The organism is Singulisphaera photorubra, from assembly GCF_045290345.1.
Classification (GTDB): domain Bacteria; phylum Planctomycetota; class Planctomycetia; order Isosphaerales; family Isosphaeraceae; genus Singulisphaera.
The window spans coordinates 1,908,287-1,923,178 of sequence record NZ_CP155447.1; the positions used below are offsets into that span (position 1 = coordinate 1,908,287).

At 59.9% G+C, this 14,892-nt stretch carries 14 protein-coding genes; 5 read left to right on the forward strand and 9 right to left on the reverse strand.

Annotated elements, in window-relative coordinates; genetic code table 11:
- Nucleotides 1–175: 175 nt before the first annotated feature.
- Both V5E97_RS07435 and V5E97_RS07440 read right to left on the reverse strand, forming a co-directional pair.
- Nucleotides 176–1,378: a cupin domain-containing protein gene (locus V5E97_RS07435; protein ID WP_406698687.1), complete on the reverse strand. Its 1,203-nt coding sequence runs from the start codon at nucleotides 1,376–1,378 to the stop codon at nucleotides 176–178.
- Between the two features lie 94 nt (nucleotides 1,379–1,472).
- Nucleotides 1,473–1,715 (reverse strand): hypothetical protein, encoded by a 243-nt coding sequence (locus V5E97_RS07440; RefSeq protein WP_406698688.1) that lies wholly within the window; start codon nucleotides 1,713–1,715, stop codon nucleotides 1,473–1,475.
- 197 nt (nucleotides 1,716–1,912) lie between these two features.
- Between V5E97_RS07440 and V5E97_RS07445 the strand changes: the two genes are divergently transcribed.
- Together V5E97_RS07445 and V5E97_RS07450 are read left to right on the forward strand one after the other, a co-directional pair.
- Complete coding sequence (locus V5E97_RS07445; protein ID WP_406698689.1) at nucleotides 1,913–2,494, forward strand: ECF-type sigma factor; 582 nt, start codon at nucleotides 1,913–1,915, stop codon at nucleotides 2,492–2,494.
- The gene (locus V5E97_RS07450) at nucleotides 2,491–4,371 is read left to right on the forward strand and encodes a serine/threonine-protein kinase (protein WP_406698690.1); all 1,881 of its coding nucleotides are present in this window, start codon (nucleotides 2,491–2,493) and stop codon (nucleotides 4,369–4,371) included. Before V5E97_RS07445 ends, V5E97_RS07450 begins: the two co-directional genes overlap by 4 nt.
- Before the next feature lie 140 nt (nucleotides 4,372–4,511).
- Here the strand turns inward: V5E97_RS07450 and V5E97_RS07455 are convergent, their stop codons facing one another.
- A complete protein-coding gene (locus V5E97_RS07455; RefSeq protein WP_406698691.1) occupies nucleotides 4,512–4,952 on the reverse strand; it encodes a hypothetical protein in 441 nt (146 codons plus the stop codon).
- A gap of 502 nt (nucleotides 4,953–5,454) precedes the next feature.
- Here V5E97_RS07455 and V5E97_RS07460 point away from each other — a divergent pair.
- Nucleotides 5,455–6,810, forward strand: coding sequence for a hypothetical protein (locus V5E97_RS07460; RefSeq protein ID WP_406698692.1), 1,356 nt, complete (start codon nucleotides 5,455–5,457; stop codon nucleotides 6,808–6,810).
- Between the two features lie 634 nt (nucleotides 6,811–7,444).
- Here the strand turns inward: V5E97_RS07460 and V5E97_RS07465 are convergent.
- From V5E97_RS07465 to V5E97_RS07490, 6 genes are all read right to left on the reverse strand, one after another.
- Nucleotides 7,445–8,470: an IS110 family RNA-guided transposase gene (locus tag V5E97_RS07465; RefSeq protein ID WP_406698693.1), complete on the reverse strand. Its 1,026-nt coding sequence runs from the start codon at nucleotides 8,468–8,470 to the stop codon at nucleotides 7,445–7,447.
- Nucleotides 8,471–8,884: 414 nt separating this feature from the next.
- Nucleotides 8,885–9,883 carry a HipA domain-containing protein gene (locus tag V5E97_RS07470; RefSeq protein WP_406698694.1) on the reverse strand — a complete coding sequence of 333 codons (999 nt, stop codon included), beginning with the start codon at nucleotides 9,881–9,883 and terminating at the stop codon, nucleotides 8,885–8,887.
- Complete coding sequence (locus V5E97_RS07475; RefSeq protein WP_406698695.1) at nucleotides 9,880–10,167, reverse strand: HipA N-terminal domain-containing protein; 288 nt, start codon at nucleotides 10,165–10,167, stop codon at nucleotides 9,880–9,882. The genes V5E97_RS07470 and V5E97_RS07475 overlap by 4 nt, the downstream gene beginning before the upstream one ends.
- A 28-nt stretch (nucleotides 10,168–10,195) precedes the next feature.
- On the reverse strand, nucleotides 10,196–10,501 hold the full coding sequence (locus V5E97_RS07480; protein ID WP_406698696.1) for a helix-turn-helix domain-containing protein: 306 nt from the start codon (nucleotides 10,499–10,501) through the stop codon (nucleotides 10,196–10,198).
- Between the two features lie 131 nt (nucleotides 10,502–10,632).
- Nucleotides 10,633–11,088, reverse strand: a complete 456-nt coding sequence (locus V5E97_RS07485) for a class I SAM-dependent methyltransferase (RefSeq protein ID WP_406698697.1) — start codon at nucleotides 11,086–11,088, stop codon at nucleotides 10,633–10,635.
- A gap of 488 nt (nucleotides 11,089–11,576) precedes the next feature.
- Complete coding sequence (locus V5E97_RS07490; protein ID WP_406698698.1) at nucleotides 11,577–11,963, reverse strand: hypothetical protein; 387 nt, start codon at nucleotides 11,961–11,963, stop codon at nucleotides 11,577–11,579.
- A gap of 1,402 nt (nucleotides 11,964–13,365) precedes the next feature.
- On the opposite strand from V5E97_RS07490, the gene V5E97_RS07495 reads away from it, so the two are divergent.
- Complete coding sequence (locus V5E97_RS07495; protein ID WP_406698699.1) at nucleotides 13,366–13,914, forward strand: hypothetical protein; 549 nt, start codon at nucleotides 13,366–13,368, stop codon at nucleotides 13,912–13,914.
- 465 nt (nucleotides 13,915–14,379) lie between these two features.
- Complete coding sequence (locus tag V5E97_RS07500; RefSeq protein ID WP_406698700.1) at nucleotides 14,380–14,592, forward strand: hypothetical protein; 213 nt, start codon at nucleotides 14,380–14,382, stop codon at nucleotides 14,590–14,592.
- Nucleotides 14,593–14,892: the final 300 nt, after the last annotated feature.

Below are 14,892 nucleotides of genomic sequence, written 5' to 3' on the forward strand. Positions count from 1 at the left end.
TTTTCGCCAGGCCAGGTGAAGGGGACGTCAGCGTTTGCGAAGTCGTTTGGTTTCAAGAGACTGGTGGATTTCGTAGGATTGACAAGGAAAGACATGGTGTCCGATTGCTGGCTTCTGCGGAGGTGGGCGGAGCTGCCCACCTTTTCTCCCCCACACTATTTTTTGTCGAGGCCCATTAACGCGATTGAGATTCGGATTTCTCGGCGCCGTCCTTGTCTGTGATGAACACGTCCCGGTGGGGGAACTTCTCGAACAAGGAGGCTGGCTTGCTGAAGTTGGTGGCCAGCACGTCGACCGGGTTGCCGGCGATCCATTGTGACAGGTCGATGGTCGCGTACTCGCCGGTATTGAACCCGAGGAGAGCGCGGGACGGGGTGTCGCCGACGTTTTCGATCGAGTGCCCGTACCCTTGCGGGATGTAGCCGACGTCTCCCGCTTCGAGGATCTCGGTCCGGTATCGACCGTGCGAACCGAACAGCGTCACGCTGACCTTGCCCTTGATGATGTACTGCCACTCGTCCGCAGTCGGATGCCAGTGGAGTTCGCGCAACGCCCCCGGATCGAGGTCGAGGATGACCCCCGTGACCGTCTTCGAGATGGGGAACCGGCTGGAATCGACCCGCCACTCCCGACCCCCTTTGAAGATGCCGTGCGGGGTTTGTGAAAGCAGTTCATACTTGTGTGTCAGCGGTGGTAGCGTGCGTCCTTGGAGTGGGGTGACCGGCGTTTCCGCGGGCACGCTGCCGCGGGCGAAGTACACTTCCTCCTTCGGGAATCCGTCGAAGGCCGACTCGGGGAGGCCGAAATTCTTGGCCAGGAGCGACTTTGGTACGTGGCCAAGCCAGTCGGTGATGCTGAACGTGCCGAACTCCGAGAAGTAGCCATTGTCGAAGATCAGGATGAAGTGCGTGGGTTCCTGGCCTAAGCATTCGAGCATGTGACCGTGGCCGCGAGGAAAGTACCACACATCTCCCGAGTTGAAGTCATTGGTCTCGGAGTTCCCCTGCGGGTCGATGACCGTCGTCCGGACCCGTCCGTCGATCACGAACGCCCACTCGGCCGCGGTGGCGTGCCAGTGCAGTTCCCGCATGGCCCCTGGCTCGAGTCTCATGGAGACGCCCGCGATTCCCTTGGAGATCGGCAACTGCTTGACGGTGGCTTCCTTGCCGAAACTGTTGCCGATCACCTTGCCAGTCGACTTCTCCAACGCGAACTTGAAGGTTGGCAGTTCCTCGTTGGCCAGCAGAGGGTCGGGCACGTTGTTCATGAAGCTCGGATCGCCCGCTTCGGCCTGCTTGGTCCCGACCAGAGCCGCCGTCGTGGCGGCGGCGAATGCGGCGGCCCCTGCCAGAAAATCCCTGCGTTGAAAGTCGGCCATGGGAATCTCCTTTCTTTTTTTTCGGGAAACAGGGCGTGATCGAGTTTCCGGCTTTCCTGAGACGGAGTCCAGAGGTCAGTCTCAGGAGGCGCTGTCAGTGGCGAGACGCGGAGACTGATTGGCCGCTGGTGGGAGAAATCCTGCCGACGATCGCGGCTTGGTGTGAAGAAAGGGCGGAGTTCAGGCCGCAGAGGTCGCGTCTTTCCTCGAACTCATCGAACGTAAGCGACGGGCTGAAGCTGACCAAGCGTCGGGCGCCGGCGAGGAGCGCTTGGACGAGACCGAGTGCCAGGGGCATGAGTGCCAGCCCGAGGGACCACATTATGAGAGTAAGCATCCACACGTCTCCTTCCGCGGCCCCCCTCATCGGGGCGGCGACCAGACTTTGAGTTGAGTGCATCCAAAGCCCCCTGTGTCTGGCGGGCCGCTTGCGCCTTTCGGGCAGGTTCTTGGGGCCTTCGCTCCTTGCCCCCCTATGAGACCTGCGAATAATGCCGAGGGAACCCTTCATTGTTTTTGGGAAGGGGAGTGGGGATGGCGGCTGAGTTACGGTGTGAATTGACACTCCTCCTGGGGCGTGCCCGGGCCGGGGACGAGCACGCCAAAGGCGAACTTCTCACGCTGGTCTATGACGAGCTGCGCCACGTAGCCTCGCATCTGATGCGCCGGGAGCGGGCTGGCCATACGCTTCCCCCCACCGCCGTGGTCCACGAGGCTGTGTTGCGACTTCTCGGCGATGCGGTCTTCGACAAGGCTGTGGATCGGAACTATCTGTTCGCTTCGGCCGCACGAGCGATGCGCGAGGTGCTCATCGACCACGCACGGCGGCGGGCCGCCGACCGGCGTGGAGGGGGTTGGCAGCGCAAGCCGCTGGACCATCGGGTGGACTACTTCGCGGACCAGGGGTTGGATGTCGTTGCGGTCCACGAGGCCCTCGACCGGTTGGCCGCGCGGAACGAGCGCCAGGGGCAAATCATGACCCTGAGATATTTTGGCGGTCTCACCGTGGCTGAGATCGCCCAGGCGCTCGGCGTCTCGGTGGTCACCGTCGAACGGGATTGGCGGCTTGCGCGGGCCTGGCTCCAGGGCCAGCTTAGGGAGGGGGAAATGGAATGACTCCGGACCGCTGGCGTCAGATTGGTGACCTCTTCGACGCCTCGCTCCAACTCGCCCCCCCCGAGCGAGACGCCTGGCTCCGGCAGACTTGCGGCGAAGACGATGACCTTCGAGCCGAGGTCGATCGCCTTCTCGCCCAGGACGAGCGGGCGGCTCGCAATGCGTTCCTGCCGCCCCCCGAGTCAGCGCCCCGATCTCTCGATCGGACGGGATGCTGGCCCCCTTGTGCCGAAGCACTTTCGTCGAAAGAGCTTCACTTGCTTGATCGATTCAAGACAGAGCGTGTTGACGACCCAGGTGGATTCACTCCCAAGGCGGCCATCGTCGAGGGGATCGGGCTGCCCCCGATCTCCGAGGCACGCTCGGTGGTGCGCGCCCGGCTCCGCGAACTGCCGATCATCTTCATCCTCATCCTGGGGATGGCGACCATCTGGCGAAGTACCGTTTTCGCAGGGAATGATGATCTGGCGATTCATTCCCTCGACGTGATCGTTATCGTGGCCCTTGGGAGCATCATCGCCTTGCTCTCGAGCCGGCGGCCCCTCTCGCTCGCCTGGCTGAAGGCCCTGGAGATGGGCATGATCGTGATGCTCGCGGGCCGCCTTGCCATCGTCCAGTATCGGCTGATGCTCGAGTTCTCGCTGCACGACGACCGGATGATGGCGCAGCTCACGATGAAGAACATCGTCCTCCTCACCTCGATCCTGATTCTCACTTATGGGATTTACGTCCCCAAGAGCTGGCGGCGGACCTCATTGGTGGTGGGGCCGCTCGCGCTCTTGCCCTTCGCCGTACTCTTTTTACTCGCCGTGCAGTATCCGGTGGCGATGGGGTGGCTCTGGGAAGGGTGGCGGAAGAGCACGACCCATCGGATCTGGCTGTTCAGCTTCGACGCGACCGTTCTGTGCATTCTGGCCGTCGGCGCCACGTTCGGAGCCCGCACGATTTCCCGGCTGCGCCGGCAGGTCGCCGAGGCGCGGCAACTCGGCCAGTATCGCCTGCGGCAGCAGATCGGCTCCGGCGGAATGGGCGAAGTCTATCTCGCCGAACACCAATTCCTGAAACGCCCTTGCGCCCTCAAGCTGATTCGGCCGGAGGCTGGGGACGACCCTCACACCCTGGCGCGGTTCGAACGCGAGGTTCAGCTCACCGCCACGCTCTCGCATCCGAACACGGTGGAGGTCTACGACTACGGCCGGACCGAAGACGGGACTTATTATTATGTGATGGAGTATTTGCCGGGTCTGAGCCTGGCGGAGCTGGTCGAGCGGCATGGCTCGGTTCCGCCCGAACGGGCCATCTACCTGCTGCGGCAGGTCTGCCTGGCGCTTCGCGAGGCGCATGGGGTCGGCCTGATCCATCGGGACGTCAAGCCGTCGAACATCTTCGCCGCCCGCCGCGGGGGGGCCGACGACGTGGCCAAGCTGCTCGACTTCGGTCTCGTCCGGCCGGCGGTGGCGGTGGCGGTGGCGGTGGCGACCCCGCGCACCTCCTCGCTGAGCCGGGAGGGACAGATCCTCGGTACGCCGCTGTTCATGTCACCCGAGCAGGCCCGGGGCGGCCAGGAGCTGGATGAGCGAAGTGACATCTACTCGCTGGGCGCGGTGGCCTATTTCCTGTTGACCGGTCGGCCCCCGTTCGACGTTGGGGACGATCTCGGAGTGATCATTGCGCACGCCCGCGACCCCGTGATCCCCCCGTCGCAGGTTCGCGCCGGCATCCCCGAGGACGTTGATCGCGTTGTGCTCCGGTGTCTGGCCAAAGATCCGGCCGACAGGTTCTCCGACGCCGAGAGCCTGGAACGGGCGCTCGGCGAATGCGCGTGCGCGGGGGAGTGGGACCAGGGGCGGGCGAGCCGTTGGTGGCGGGAAATCTAACCACGGAACACCTCGAGAGCACAAAAGAAAGCAGCGTATGAGTATTCTTCCGTTGGCAAATGAAAAGGCGTGAATCGCTTTGCCGCAGATGGCTGCATTTTTGTGCAATTCTGTATGTGCCGTGGTTCTGGTTCGCCCGATTACATGTCCGCGTTGAGGGCGAGGCCGGCGAGCTCGCCGTTGCTTCTGGTGCCGAACGCGACGCCTCCTATCCCCGTGGCCCCTTTGAAGACGCCGGTGCCGCCGTTGATCTTGTAGGAACTGGCGCGGATCGTGATTCTGACCGACCCCTGGTTGTTTGCCAGGGTGAGGTTGCCCCGGTACGAATGGGTACCGGCGCGAACCGTGTCGGTCACGCTGCCGCTGGTCTCAACCGCCCCCATCGCCGCGAGCCCGCCAGAGCCCTGGAAGTTGTATACGTACGCCGAGCGACCGGTGGACTTGGGGGCCGACCAGGCATCGTGCCTCATCAACGGCCCGGTCAGATCCACGAACTTGCGCTGCACCGGTTGGAAGCCCGAGAGCAGAACCCGGGAATCCATCATTTCCACTTGCGGACGCATCTCTCGCTTCGGAGACATCGTTTGTCCTACCACGGGTCCGAGCCATTTTTTTTGCTCATTCCATAAGAAACCTCTGTTTCGTATCGGTCCGGAATCGCTTCTTCTCTAGCTTTCGTGCCCTACCTGGATGCACGCTGTCGTCCCAATTTGACGTCTCGGTAGTTTCGGGGGGAATGGCGGACTGTGCAGGGGCGTTGCCGGTGTTGTTCTTCTGGGCTATGCTCACCTTCCCACCGGTTCACGTTCTCGCCCCACGACGGTCTAAAAAAAAGAGGACAACGTCTATGCTGCCAGAGACAGGCCTTCTCTCCCGCCGCGGTTTTGTCGGGCAGACTTTCGCCGCGGCCGCTGCCTGCGGGCTTGGCCCGAGCGTCGTGGCACAAGCCGCTCAGAACGACCAGAGTCAGGGCGAGCCCGTTGCGATCGGGTCGAGGCGAGAGCTGTTCGTCGACGACTTCCTGGTCGATCGTCTCTCCGGCAAGGCCGAGATGCGGCTGCACCACCCGCGCCGAAGGAAGTCGTGCTCGTCCACGACGCCCCCTGGGAGGGGAGTGGCAGCGGCTATCACAGCATCTTCCAGGACGGTCCGCTGTACCGAATGTACTACAAGGCCTGGCACCTCGACGTGTCGCCGAAGAAGGTCAAGACGGACGGGCACCCGCTCTATTGCTGTTATGCCGAGAGCGAGGACGGGATCCACTGGCGTAAGCCGGAGTTGGGGCTGTTCGAGTTTCGCGGGTCGAAGGCCAACAACATCGTGATCGCGAGTGGAAAGTGGGGCAAACTCGAGGTCGACGGGGGGCACCCCGCCGTGTTCAAGGATAGTAATCCCGCCGCGTCCGCCGATGAGCGTTACAAGGCGTTCGTCCGTTGTCCCAAGCCGAACGGACTCCTCCCGTTCAAGTCGGCCGACGGTCTCCACTGGTCGCCGATGAGCGATGGGCCGGTGATCACCGCGGGGGCGTTCGACTCCCAGAATCTCGCGTTCTGGGACCCGATCCTTGGCGCCTACCGGGCCTACTGGCGGATCTTCACGGGCGTCGGCAAGGGGCGGAGCATCCGCGCGATCCGGACCGCGACCTCGAAGGACTTTCTCCACTGGGACGAGCAGGCCGACCTCACCTATGTCGACTCGCCGCCCGAGGAACTCTACACGAACCAGGTGAAGCCGTATGAGCGGGCCCCCCACCTCTTAATCGGGTTCCCGACGCGGTACACCGACCGGGGTTGGTCCCCTTCCATGAAGGCCCTGCCCGAGCGAGAGAACCGCGAAAACCGAGCAGGGGCGTCAACGCGGTACGGGACGGCCGTGACCGACGCGCTCCTCATGGCGAGCCGCGACGGTGTGAAGTTCCGGCGCTGGAATGAGTCGTTCCTTCGCCCTGGGATCGAAGGCGACGGGACCTGGAACTACGGGCACCAGTACATCGGCTGGCACCTCGTCGAGACGAAATCGGCCCACGATGCCGCGCCCGGGGAACTCTCACTCTATGCCACCGAGAGCTACTGGACCGGCACGAGCAGCGTCCTTCGCCGCTACACCTTGCGCGTCGATGGCTTCGTCTCCCTCCGTGCGCCGATGAGCGGCGGCGAACTCGTCACCAAGCCCTTGACGTTCGAGGGGAGCCGGCTGCGACTCAACTTCGCGACCTCGGCCGCCGGCTCAATTCGCGTCGAGCTGCAAGATCAAGCGGGCGGGCCGCTCCCCGGGTTCACGACCACCGATTGCGACGAGGTCTTCGGTGACACCCTCGACCGGGAGGTTTCTTGGCACGGAAACCCCGACGTCAGTGCGCTCGCCGGCAAGCCGATTCGCCTTCACGTCAGCCTGCGCGATGCCGACCTGTACTCGCTAAAATTCGGAGCTGGGGCCTGAAATGTAACGAATGTTTTCAGTAGTTGATTTGAATTCCCCGTAGGTGGGCACGGCCCACCATCTTAACTTCTCTTTGGCAAGAAGATCGGGATGGTGGGCCGTGCCCACCTCTATAAACCCACCGCTCGTCAAGGCGTCTGTCGCATTTTTTCCAGGATTCGCTCCCACTCAGGACAATTGGGGAAGACAGGCGTCGAACTGATTGGTGTTTACGTAGTTTCTCGTCTCCCTCCGCCTTCACCGTCGCATCGCCCTCAAGGGTACCGGGCGATGTGACGGTGAAGGCGGAGGGAACCTCCTGTCGAGCCGGAGCGGAGTCCGGCGTTCGACTGATCCGTCGCTTTCAGCTGCTCGAAATCAAAATATAAACGATTCGCTTTCGTCTAGGAGCCCACGCGGGTTTCAACTCGCCCGCGATTGATCGTCTGGATGTCTCGCCGCTGCTCGTCCCACTCTTCTATCCGAGCGTCAGCCCGAGGGCCTAGCCCCAATGGGTGTTTCGAGACGGTCGAAGGGGACGACCCCATCTACGGACGAGCATCAAGCCCAAGGGTGGGTCGAGTCGCCCCCTTCAACACGGGACGCAACGGTGAATCATACAATACCAAGTATCACAATATGAAAGCGTGAAAGGTCATGCAGCTTGCTTCAGCGTGATCGGTCCTCCCGCGACTTGATGGAATAGCCAACGGACCCAACGGTTGCCGACCGCCGCGGCGACCACGCACGCGGGCTTGCCGGCCTGCCGCATCGACGCGGCCAACGCCTTCCAGCGGGGATCGTAGCGGATCAGACGATGGGCGGCTTCGATGATCAGGGTACGCAAGTGCTCGTTGCCCGCCTTGATCAGGCCGGCGTCGGCCTGACGCTGGCCGCTGGAGGCGTTGCGAGGCGACAACCCGCAGTACCGCGCCATCTGCTTGCCGGTGGTGAACCGATCGAATCGGCCGATCTCAGCTCGCAAGGCCCAGGCCGTCACCAGCCCGACTCCGGCGAGCAAGATCAGTTGGCTGACGACCGGATCCTCGGAAGTCACCTGAGCCAAGCGGTGTTCCACTTTGAGGATCGCGTCGGCGATGTCGCGGAGATCCTCGATCAGGCGATCGGCGATCCAGCGGCCTTCGCTCCCGAGTCCCTCGGCGGTCTGAAACCAGTCCATCCAGGCACGGCCCCATCGCCGCGACTTGGGTTCGACGACGCGGGTGTCGCGGAGCAACGCGGTGATGCGAAGCTTGGTGTCGCGGCGGCGGTTGGCTAGCTGCTGACGATAGCGGGTCAGGGCGCGGAGTTGGCGGACGTCCTCGGGAGCCAACCAGACCTTGGGCAAATAACCGACGCGGACCAAGTCGGCGATCACGCGTGCATCGGCCCAATCGGTCTTGTCAGGAGTCTGCTTCATCCGCGCAACATAGCCGGGGTGAGCGAGGTTGATGCTCCAGCCGTGCCGGGTGGCCAGTTCGTCGGTGAGGTTGGCGGCGCCGGGGCAGGCCTCGATCGCCGCCCTAACGTCGTGACCGAAGGGTGCGACCAGCTTGACCAGGGCCTCAGCCTGGTTGGTGCAGGGCCGATTCGCGAGGATCTTGCCGGTGGTGTCCATGACGCACACTTGAATCGAAGCCTTGTGGTAGTCGAGGCCGACGTAGATGGTTACCTTGGACATGGCCTGTTGCTCCGCTCTGTGGGATGGGGTTCTACTCCTCCAGGGTAAACCCCGCGATCGTGTCGCGGCAGGAGCAACAGGCTTTCATCCCCATCTACGGGGACCTTGAATTCTGATGGCTGAAATGTCGTTAATTGTTGAAGTAACTGTAGCGGGTTAGGCGAAGCTTTAGCGCCGGCTCAACGTCTACGTGGGCTGTTGCTGTGGTTGCGGCCGGTGCGTCCAGGCGCGGTACCCGCTGCAGACCTCCGACGCATTGGAGGCTGCCGCCCCCCAGATCGACCCTGATGATCAGGCCGCCGTAGTCCTGCTGAACAAGCCCTCTTCGGGCTTACTCAGGAGGACAGGGAGCTTATGTGACTCCCTGTCCCTCTCTTCGCCCTTGTGCTCAGCGCCGCTTGGAAGCCAGGAAACTCATATTCGCAAGCCGGCGAGGGAGTAGGAGAAGGCGCTTATCCGGTCATTCACGTGTTTTTTGTATAAATTTTTACACTCTTCCGATAGCATCGAGCATTCGATCAGCGAAAATACGGCTTCTTGTTTGGAGATGAACATCTCCAGAATTCTCTTGTAGCGTCTTTCGACAAGCCCTAGCCTCTGGGCGAACTCTACGAAGTCGTCATAGGCGTAGTAGGCGTTAGCCTTGTAGCTCTCCGTCTCGAAGCCGTCTTTGAACAATTCGAGGGCGGTCTGCGTCTCGTCCGGCAGGTGGAGGCGAGTGTTCAGCAAGTCGTAGGCGGGGGTCAGGTTGTACTCGTCGGCCTGCTCGTTCTTGATAAGCGAGAAGTTTTTTAGGTGGGCGTCACCATTGTTAACGAGGTAGTTGAACGCTACGAGCGTGAAGAACCGCTCCAAGTCCACTGGCGAAGCGGCCACGTGCCGGCGGATTAGCTGACCGATCTCCTCGTACGAGCTGTCGTACTTGTAGTTCATCCCATGGGCTTCTTCGGTTCTGGCGGCGATCTGGGCGAAGTCCTCCTGGAGTGAGCGTTGGCCGTCGGGTTGTACGTCGAAGCGGCGGACGAGATACGCGAGTTCCCCATCCTCGAACGCGACCAAGGCGTTTTCAGCCACTTCGATCTTGAAGACCTGCCGGGCGATCTGCATCGTCAGGTGTTCATTGATCGGGACCATATCCAACCGCTTGAAGGTCCCATGCGGCCTGGGCTTTAGGATGTACTGCCCGCCCGACATCACCATTTCCAACCGCCCCGCGTTCAACGCGAGGGAGATCTTGGTCTGGATGCCGGAGATCGACATCCGGTCGGTGGTGACTCCGAGCTTCACCTGGTCGTAAGCCGGGCGAGAAAAGGGAAGGATGAAGGGGACCTTCTTGACCCCGAACAGCCGCTTCCGGCAGGCCCCGCAGTAGGTCGCTTGTTCGGGTTTGAAGCAACCTGGGCAACGCGTCATGGCGAGCCGGCCTCCTTGATGGTCACTCCCCCGATGGTTTCAGCTTCGCAGGTCCTCAGCAGCCGCGTGAAATGGTCGCTCTCGTCGATTTTCAGCACGCGGCATTGAAGCGTCTTGTCCTCCCCTTCCGCCAACAGGCCGAAAAAGAATGGGAACAGCAGGGGCGACTCAAAGGGGGCCTCTTGTTTAGGAAAGGAGAGGCTGATGGCCGGGCACTTCGGATTGTTCAGGTACTCCGGCGCGTACTGGAAACGGTAGGTGCCGGCCTGGTCCTTGCTCAGCACACCCGCGAAGACTCCCCGGCAGTGCACCTTAGCTCGACGCATTGAGCGACTTCTCCGTCAGGCGGAGTTCCAGGCCCAGCACCTCCGCGATCTTGGCGAGCTGATTGATCGTGGGGTTCGCCCTACCATTTTCGAGGTCGGTCAGACCACGGAGCGTAACTCCGGCGAGTTCGGCGAGGTCACGCTGACGAAGACGGAGTTTCTTCCGCCGAAAGCGGAGTTTCTCCCCAATTTCTTGGTTCGTCAGAGTAACCTCCTGCCGTTCATGCGCATTATAGTGCGTTTTTTCGGTCTGGCTTTCATGGCTCTTCTCTCTGGCAGCCAGAAAGCGCATTCCAGTGCGCTCCCAACAAGAGTCTATGGAGAAATCCAGCGGCGATCAAGTGGAATGCGTATTATAGTGCGTTTTTGGTGGTCGTGCCTTGGAGCCCAGAACCCAGGCACTCAAGCTGCTTCGTCTTCATGTCACGATGGTTTCTTCCAGATGCCCGTTTGCTTGAGCCCGTTCGAGCCGAGATCCGCCATCGGCCAGTGACCGGGGACGGGGATCTGGTCGCGGGTCGGCCACAGGTTCAAGTCGTCCACCAGGAGCAGGCCACCTGGTCGCAGTTTCCCAACGCACCGACGGATGCAGGTCGAACGATAGTGACCGTCCACGACGACCAGGTCCAGCGACTCGTCGGGGAACTCGTCCACGACTGCAACGTACCGCGGGAGGGGGTTGTACTCGGCCTGTTCGGGTTCCGACTCGACGTGATCGAGCGGGATCAACCGGTAGTCCACGTTGGCTGGGTGGCGGGTCGTCAGCATGGTTTGAACCTGCTCGTGCCAGCCCGCATGGTGTTCGACACTGGCCAGTCGCCCGAGCTTCGTGGCGAACCACGCGGTACTGCGACCGCTCCCGAACTCCAGACCACGCATGGATTGCGTCAAGTTTCGATCACAAAACCGGACACTGCTCGGGCATAGCCATGGCTTGTCCGAGTTCATCCGTTCCCACGCCCAATACCGGGCGCGGGCCAAGATGAGAGTCGGGTGGGTTAACCAATAACTTAGGTTCATGAACACTCATTGCCTCAATAGGGGAACGCCAGGAAGCCACGCACTCAAGCTGGAGAGACTGGGAAGCTGGCTCCCGGAAGCCAAGCACTCAAGCTGCTCCTCGGTCCCGGCGAATCTACGGAGGATGTGATCTGGTGTCCACGGTGATGCGGGAAATCCACATGGCATGATCTTGTGGATCTACTAGGCCTCCCGTCTTACCGGTTCGAAGGTGCGTGGCCAGGTCTCCCCACTGCTCTTAACCTCGTGCCATTCGAGTCCGGGGGGAGTAATTTCTTTCGGCGACCCGGCCCATTTTGCCTTTCCGCCTGTTACATGAAAAACCGTTGCGACATGCTCGGACTGCATTACTCCTGTTGTTTTTTGCAAATTTGGGATAATTTTTCGTGGAAGACCATCCCCTCAGCGACTCGTGCCGAGTCGATTCCGTAAAGTCGCTTGTGATCTGACCGATAGCTCTGGTAGCCCGCTCCACCCCTGATATAGGCCACTTCTCTGACTTGAAAGCAGAGCGAATTCATCCCGGCGTCGACGAATTCGACCCATGTTGTCCCGTTCGCAACTTGGAACCCAAGCTTGCCGATGACCGGTCCCGAACCTAATAGGTCCATGGCAATCTTCGAGTGTTCATGTGGGATCAGGCAGTCGTAAATCTGTTGTACCGTTACACGGTCCTTGACGACACACTGAGAAACAATCTGATCGCCAGAATCATTATACAAAATAATGGACATGGATAATGTATTTATTGGTTCTGGTATTGGCGCCTGGGTGACGGTTTACTGCATGCCGTAATGAATAAATTAAGAGAAATCATCAGTAATCGAATTGAGCTGATTGATCGTCTGGCGGCCATCAGGAATTCTCCGTTATTGTGTTCCCCACACAGAATGCATGAGACCCTAACAAAAAAGGAGGCCCGTCGTCGCCAGGCACTTTACACGGGAGACTTGGGATACATGGGAAAATAGCCGCAAGGCTGCTGTCCATAGCGAATTGCCCAGAGCCCCTGCCATGCCTAGCCTGGGCGCCTGGCTGCCGATGGAATTTTATTCAGAGTTAGGTGAATGTGAACATTCTCAGAATTAAAACAAAAATAGTATAGAATCCAAACAAGCGTCCAACGCGGTCAATCCAAGATGCTTCCGGCTCCCATATGCCAGCAAGACGCTGAAAGAGCCACACGACTGCCAAGGAATACGCGAGGGAGATAAAATGCCACTCCATGTATTCAACGCAGAACTTAACAGGCGTTTTCGCGATGTCCTCGAAATCGACTGGGTTCATCTTCTCCCGTGCTTGGATGAGTAATGAAGATAGTTTTGCAATGAAAAAAAAAGCGATTGAAAGGGACCAAATCAAACATGCGGAAAAGCCTGGCTTGCGGATGAGGATTCGCAGGCACACACGCGGTCGTCGAAACCAAAGGATTAGTAGGGCTATGGGGAAAACTGATCCGCAACACGCGATCTCCACGGCAGTGCCCGCAATGCCTAAAACTCGAAACAGTAAGGAACTCGAGTGCCCAGGAAACTTTGTAGTTGCGACATCAGAAGTTTCTATGATCGCGTAAATGAAACATGTGAATGCAAATATGACTGTGATGTAGTCAAAAATATTGAATCGCCTAGTTTCAATTCGGTCCATGCTCGCCCCTATTTTGTAGGCACTGGCGGTTGCTTGTGCGTTCTGGGCCGGGTACGCTTGTGATTCGATCTGAATACGCCCACCGAATTGAAAGGTCTGTGGCGTCCAGCATTCCATTGAGGATTGTTCTTGCTTCAGACCTCCTATTTTTATGTGCCTGTTTCTCAATAAGCCTCACCTGGGGCGAATTTCTGGTCGACCTCCATCTTGTATACTAAAGCCGGATCTTCAGTCGGTGGCTATGCACCTAAATTAGGCATGCCAGGAGACTTGAGTAAGCTACTAAGACTCGCGGACAGGTCTGCAGTTTTACTAAATCCCTCAGATTTCCCAATTGAAGTGCATGGCCACTGATGGCCCAATACATGAGAGGCGATGGTGTTTTAGTGTCGTCACCAGTGCTCGGAGATTTCGACCTGGTTTACACCAAAAGAGCAACGCCTGGTTACTCGATCGACATTACAGCGGCGCCTTAATTGAAGGGATAAGATGAAGAACACTCTAGTCGTATTTGCAATGGTGATGATGGCGACCTTGGTATTTGCTGCCGATCGTCCTAGTAAACCCTCTTCGACCAAGACCAAGGCTGGTGGTTTACGCAAGCCAACTCCCTTTCAGGTCAAATATGCGCAGGCCGCGAATCAAAAGGTGCTGATCGTAGAGGCGTCGCTAACGTATCAATACGTGAATTACGTCGGCACCCAAATCGCGATCGATCCCCAGTTTAAGTTGCCGGTTGACGTCGCCGGACTGCTGAGGAAAGCCGATTGGAAATCGCCCGATCGCCTCGCCTACTTTGATTGGCTGAAGGCTGTCCCTGACCTCCGATGCAATGGGTGGGATGGGATTCTCACAAAGGCGGATGCCATCGAAGGTGGCTATGTGATTAATGTCACCTTCAAGCCCATTCTGGCCAGTCCCGAGGGTTCTCACAAGACGGCTTCGGCGTTTAATGAGGTCTACGAGCTTTCCAATCAAGGTTTGAAATATGTCAGCGGCTCTGGGAACTCACTCCCTCCGATGCTGATCTTGGAGTGAGTAGAAGATTCCTGCTGAATTTTTGTAAACGGGGTGGGGGAGTTGCTGCTTCCCCACCCGTTTGGCATTTTCGGGTTTAGTGACGATCGACGCTATTGGCTGCGCCTGGTGAACTACCACCTGTTTCGCCACCTAGCCTAATACTACTCCGTTAGATCATACGGGGTGCAGTCGGTGGCCATACACTTGAATTGGGCAAACCAGGAGGCTTGAGCAGGCTACCAAAACTCGCGGACAACTTTACAGTTTTGCTGAATTCCTCAGATTTCCCAATTGAAGTGCATGGCCACTGATGGTCGACCCGGCGCATCGGGTCTCCAACCCGATCGGGAACGTCTTCAACTCGGAGGTGGGTCTGTTCCGGACGGCGGAGGGCGGCACCGCCCGCATGATCATCTGCACGTCGCAGGGCGAGTACCTGGAGGCGGGGCTGGTTCGCGGCGAATACGCCGGGTACAATCGGGCGTGCGTCGGCGACGAGACCGGCAAGAAGCGTTACGACGAGGCCTTCGCCAAGGCCTGCAACTCAAGAACCCTGCCCTCCCGCCGGGAGTCAGCCCCGGCGGACACGGCGGCTCGCACGGCTACCTCGGCGATGACTTCATCGACGCCATCCTCCGCGGGCGCAGGCCGACAATCAACGTCATCGACGCGATGAAGATGACCGTCCCCGGCTAGTACGCCCACTTGTCCTCGATGAAGGACGACGAAACCCTGAATCGCAATACAGCCTGTGACCATCGGACTCGCGAGGACGCCGGTCACGGGGCCGAGCACGCCGCCAATGGGTGTGGGTCGCCGTCCGCCCTCGCCCCGGTCGCGGACCAGGCGAACACTGAGGCCATCCGGACGCGGGACGTCACAAGGGAGGCCGGCGTCCTCCGAGTGGCGGGGAGCCGCCCTGAGATCGACGGTCGCGCTATCAACCCACCGGCTCCCGGCCGGCGGAGGCCCCTTCCGGTTGCGACAATCGAAAGA

What these genes read in the sequence shown, in the direction of transcription:
- V5E97_RS07480 (WP_406698696.1), bottom strand. Translation starts at nt 10,501, where the DNA reads ATGCGCTTTCTGGCTGCCAGAGAGAAGAGCCATGAAAGCCAGACCGAA.
- V5E97_RS07445 (WP_406698689.1), top strand. Translation starts at nt 1,913, where the DNA reads ATGGCGGCTGAGTTACGGTGTGAATTGACACTCCTCCTGGGGCGTGCC.
- V5E97_RS07465 (WP_406698693.1), bottom strand. Translation starts at nt 8,470, where the DNA reads ATGTCCAAGGTAACCATCTACGTCGGCCTCGACTACCACAAGGCTTCG.
- V5E97_RS07495 (WP_406698699.1), top strand. Translation starts at nt 13,366, where the DNA reads ATGAAGAACACTCTAGTCGTATTTGCAATGGTGATGATGGCGACCTTG.
- V5E97_RS07440 (WP_406698688.1), bottom strand. Translation starts at nt 1,715, where the DNA reads ATGCTTACTCTCATAATGTGGTCCCTCGGGCTGGCACTCATGCCCCTG.
- V5E97_RS07470 (WP_406698694.1), bottom strand. Translation starts at nt 9,883, where the DNA reads ATGACGCGTTGCCCAGGTTGCTTCAAACCCGAACAAGCGACCTACTGC.
- V5E97_RS07450 (WP_406698690.1), top strand. Translation starts at nt 2,491, where the DNA reads ATGACTCCGGACCGCTGGCGTCAGATTGGTGACCTCTTCGACGCCTCG.
- V5E97_RS07490 (WP_406698698.1), bottom strand. Translation starts at nt 11,963, where the DNA reads ATGTCCATTATTTTGTATAATGATTCTGGCGATCAGATTGTTTCTCAG.
- V5E97_RS07485 (WP_406698697.1), bottom strand. Translation starts at nt 11,088, where the DNA reads ATGCGTGGTCTGGAGTTCGGGAGCGGTCGCAGTACCGCGTGGTTCGCC.
- V5E97_RS07435 (WP_406698687.1), bottom strand. Translation starts at nt 1,378, where the DNA reads ATGGCCGACTTTCAACGCAGGGATTTTCTGGCAGGGGCCGCCGCATTC.
- V5E97_RS07455 (WP_406698691.1), bottom strand. Translation starts at nt 4,952, where the DNA reads ATGTCTCCGAAGCGAGAGATGCGTCCGCAAGTGGAAATGATGGATTCC.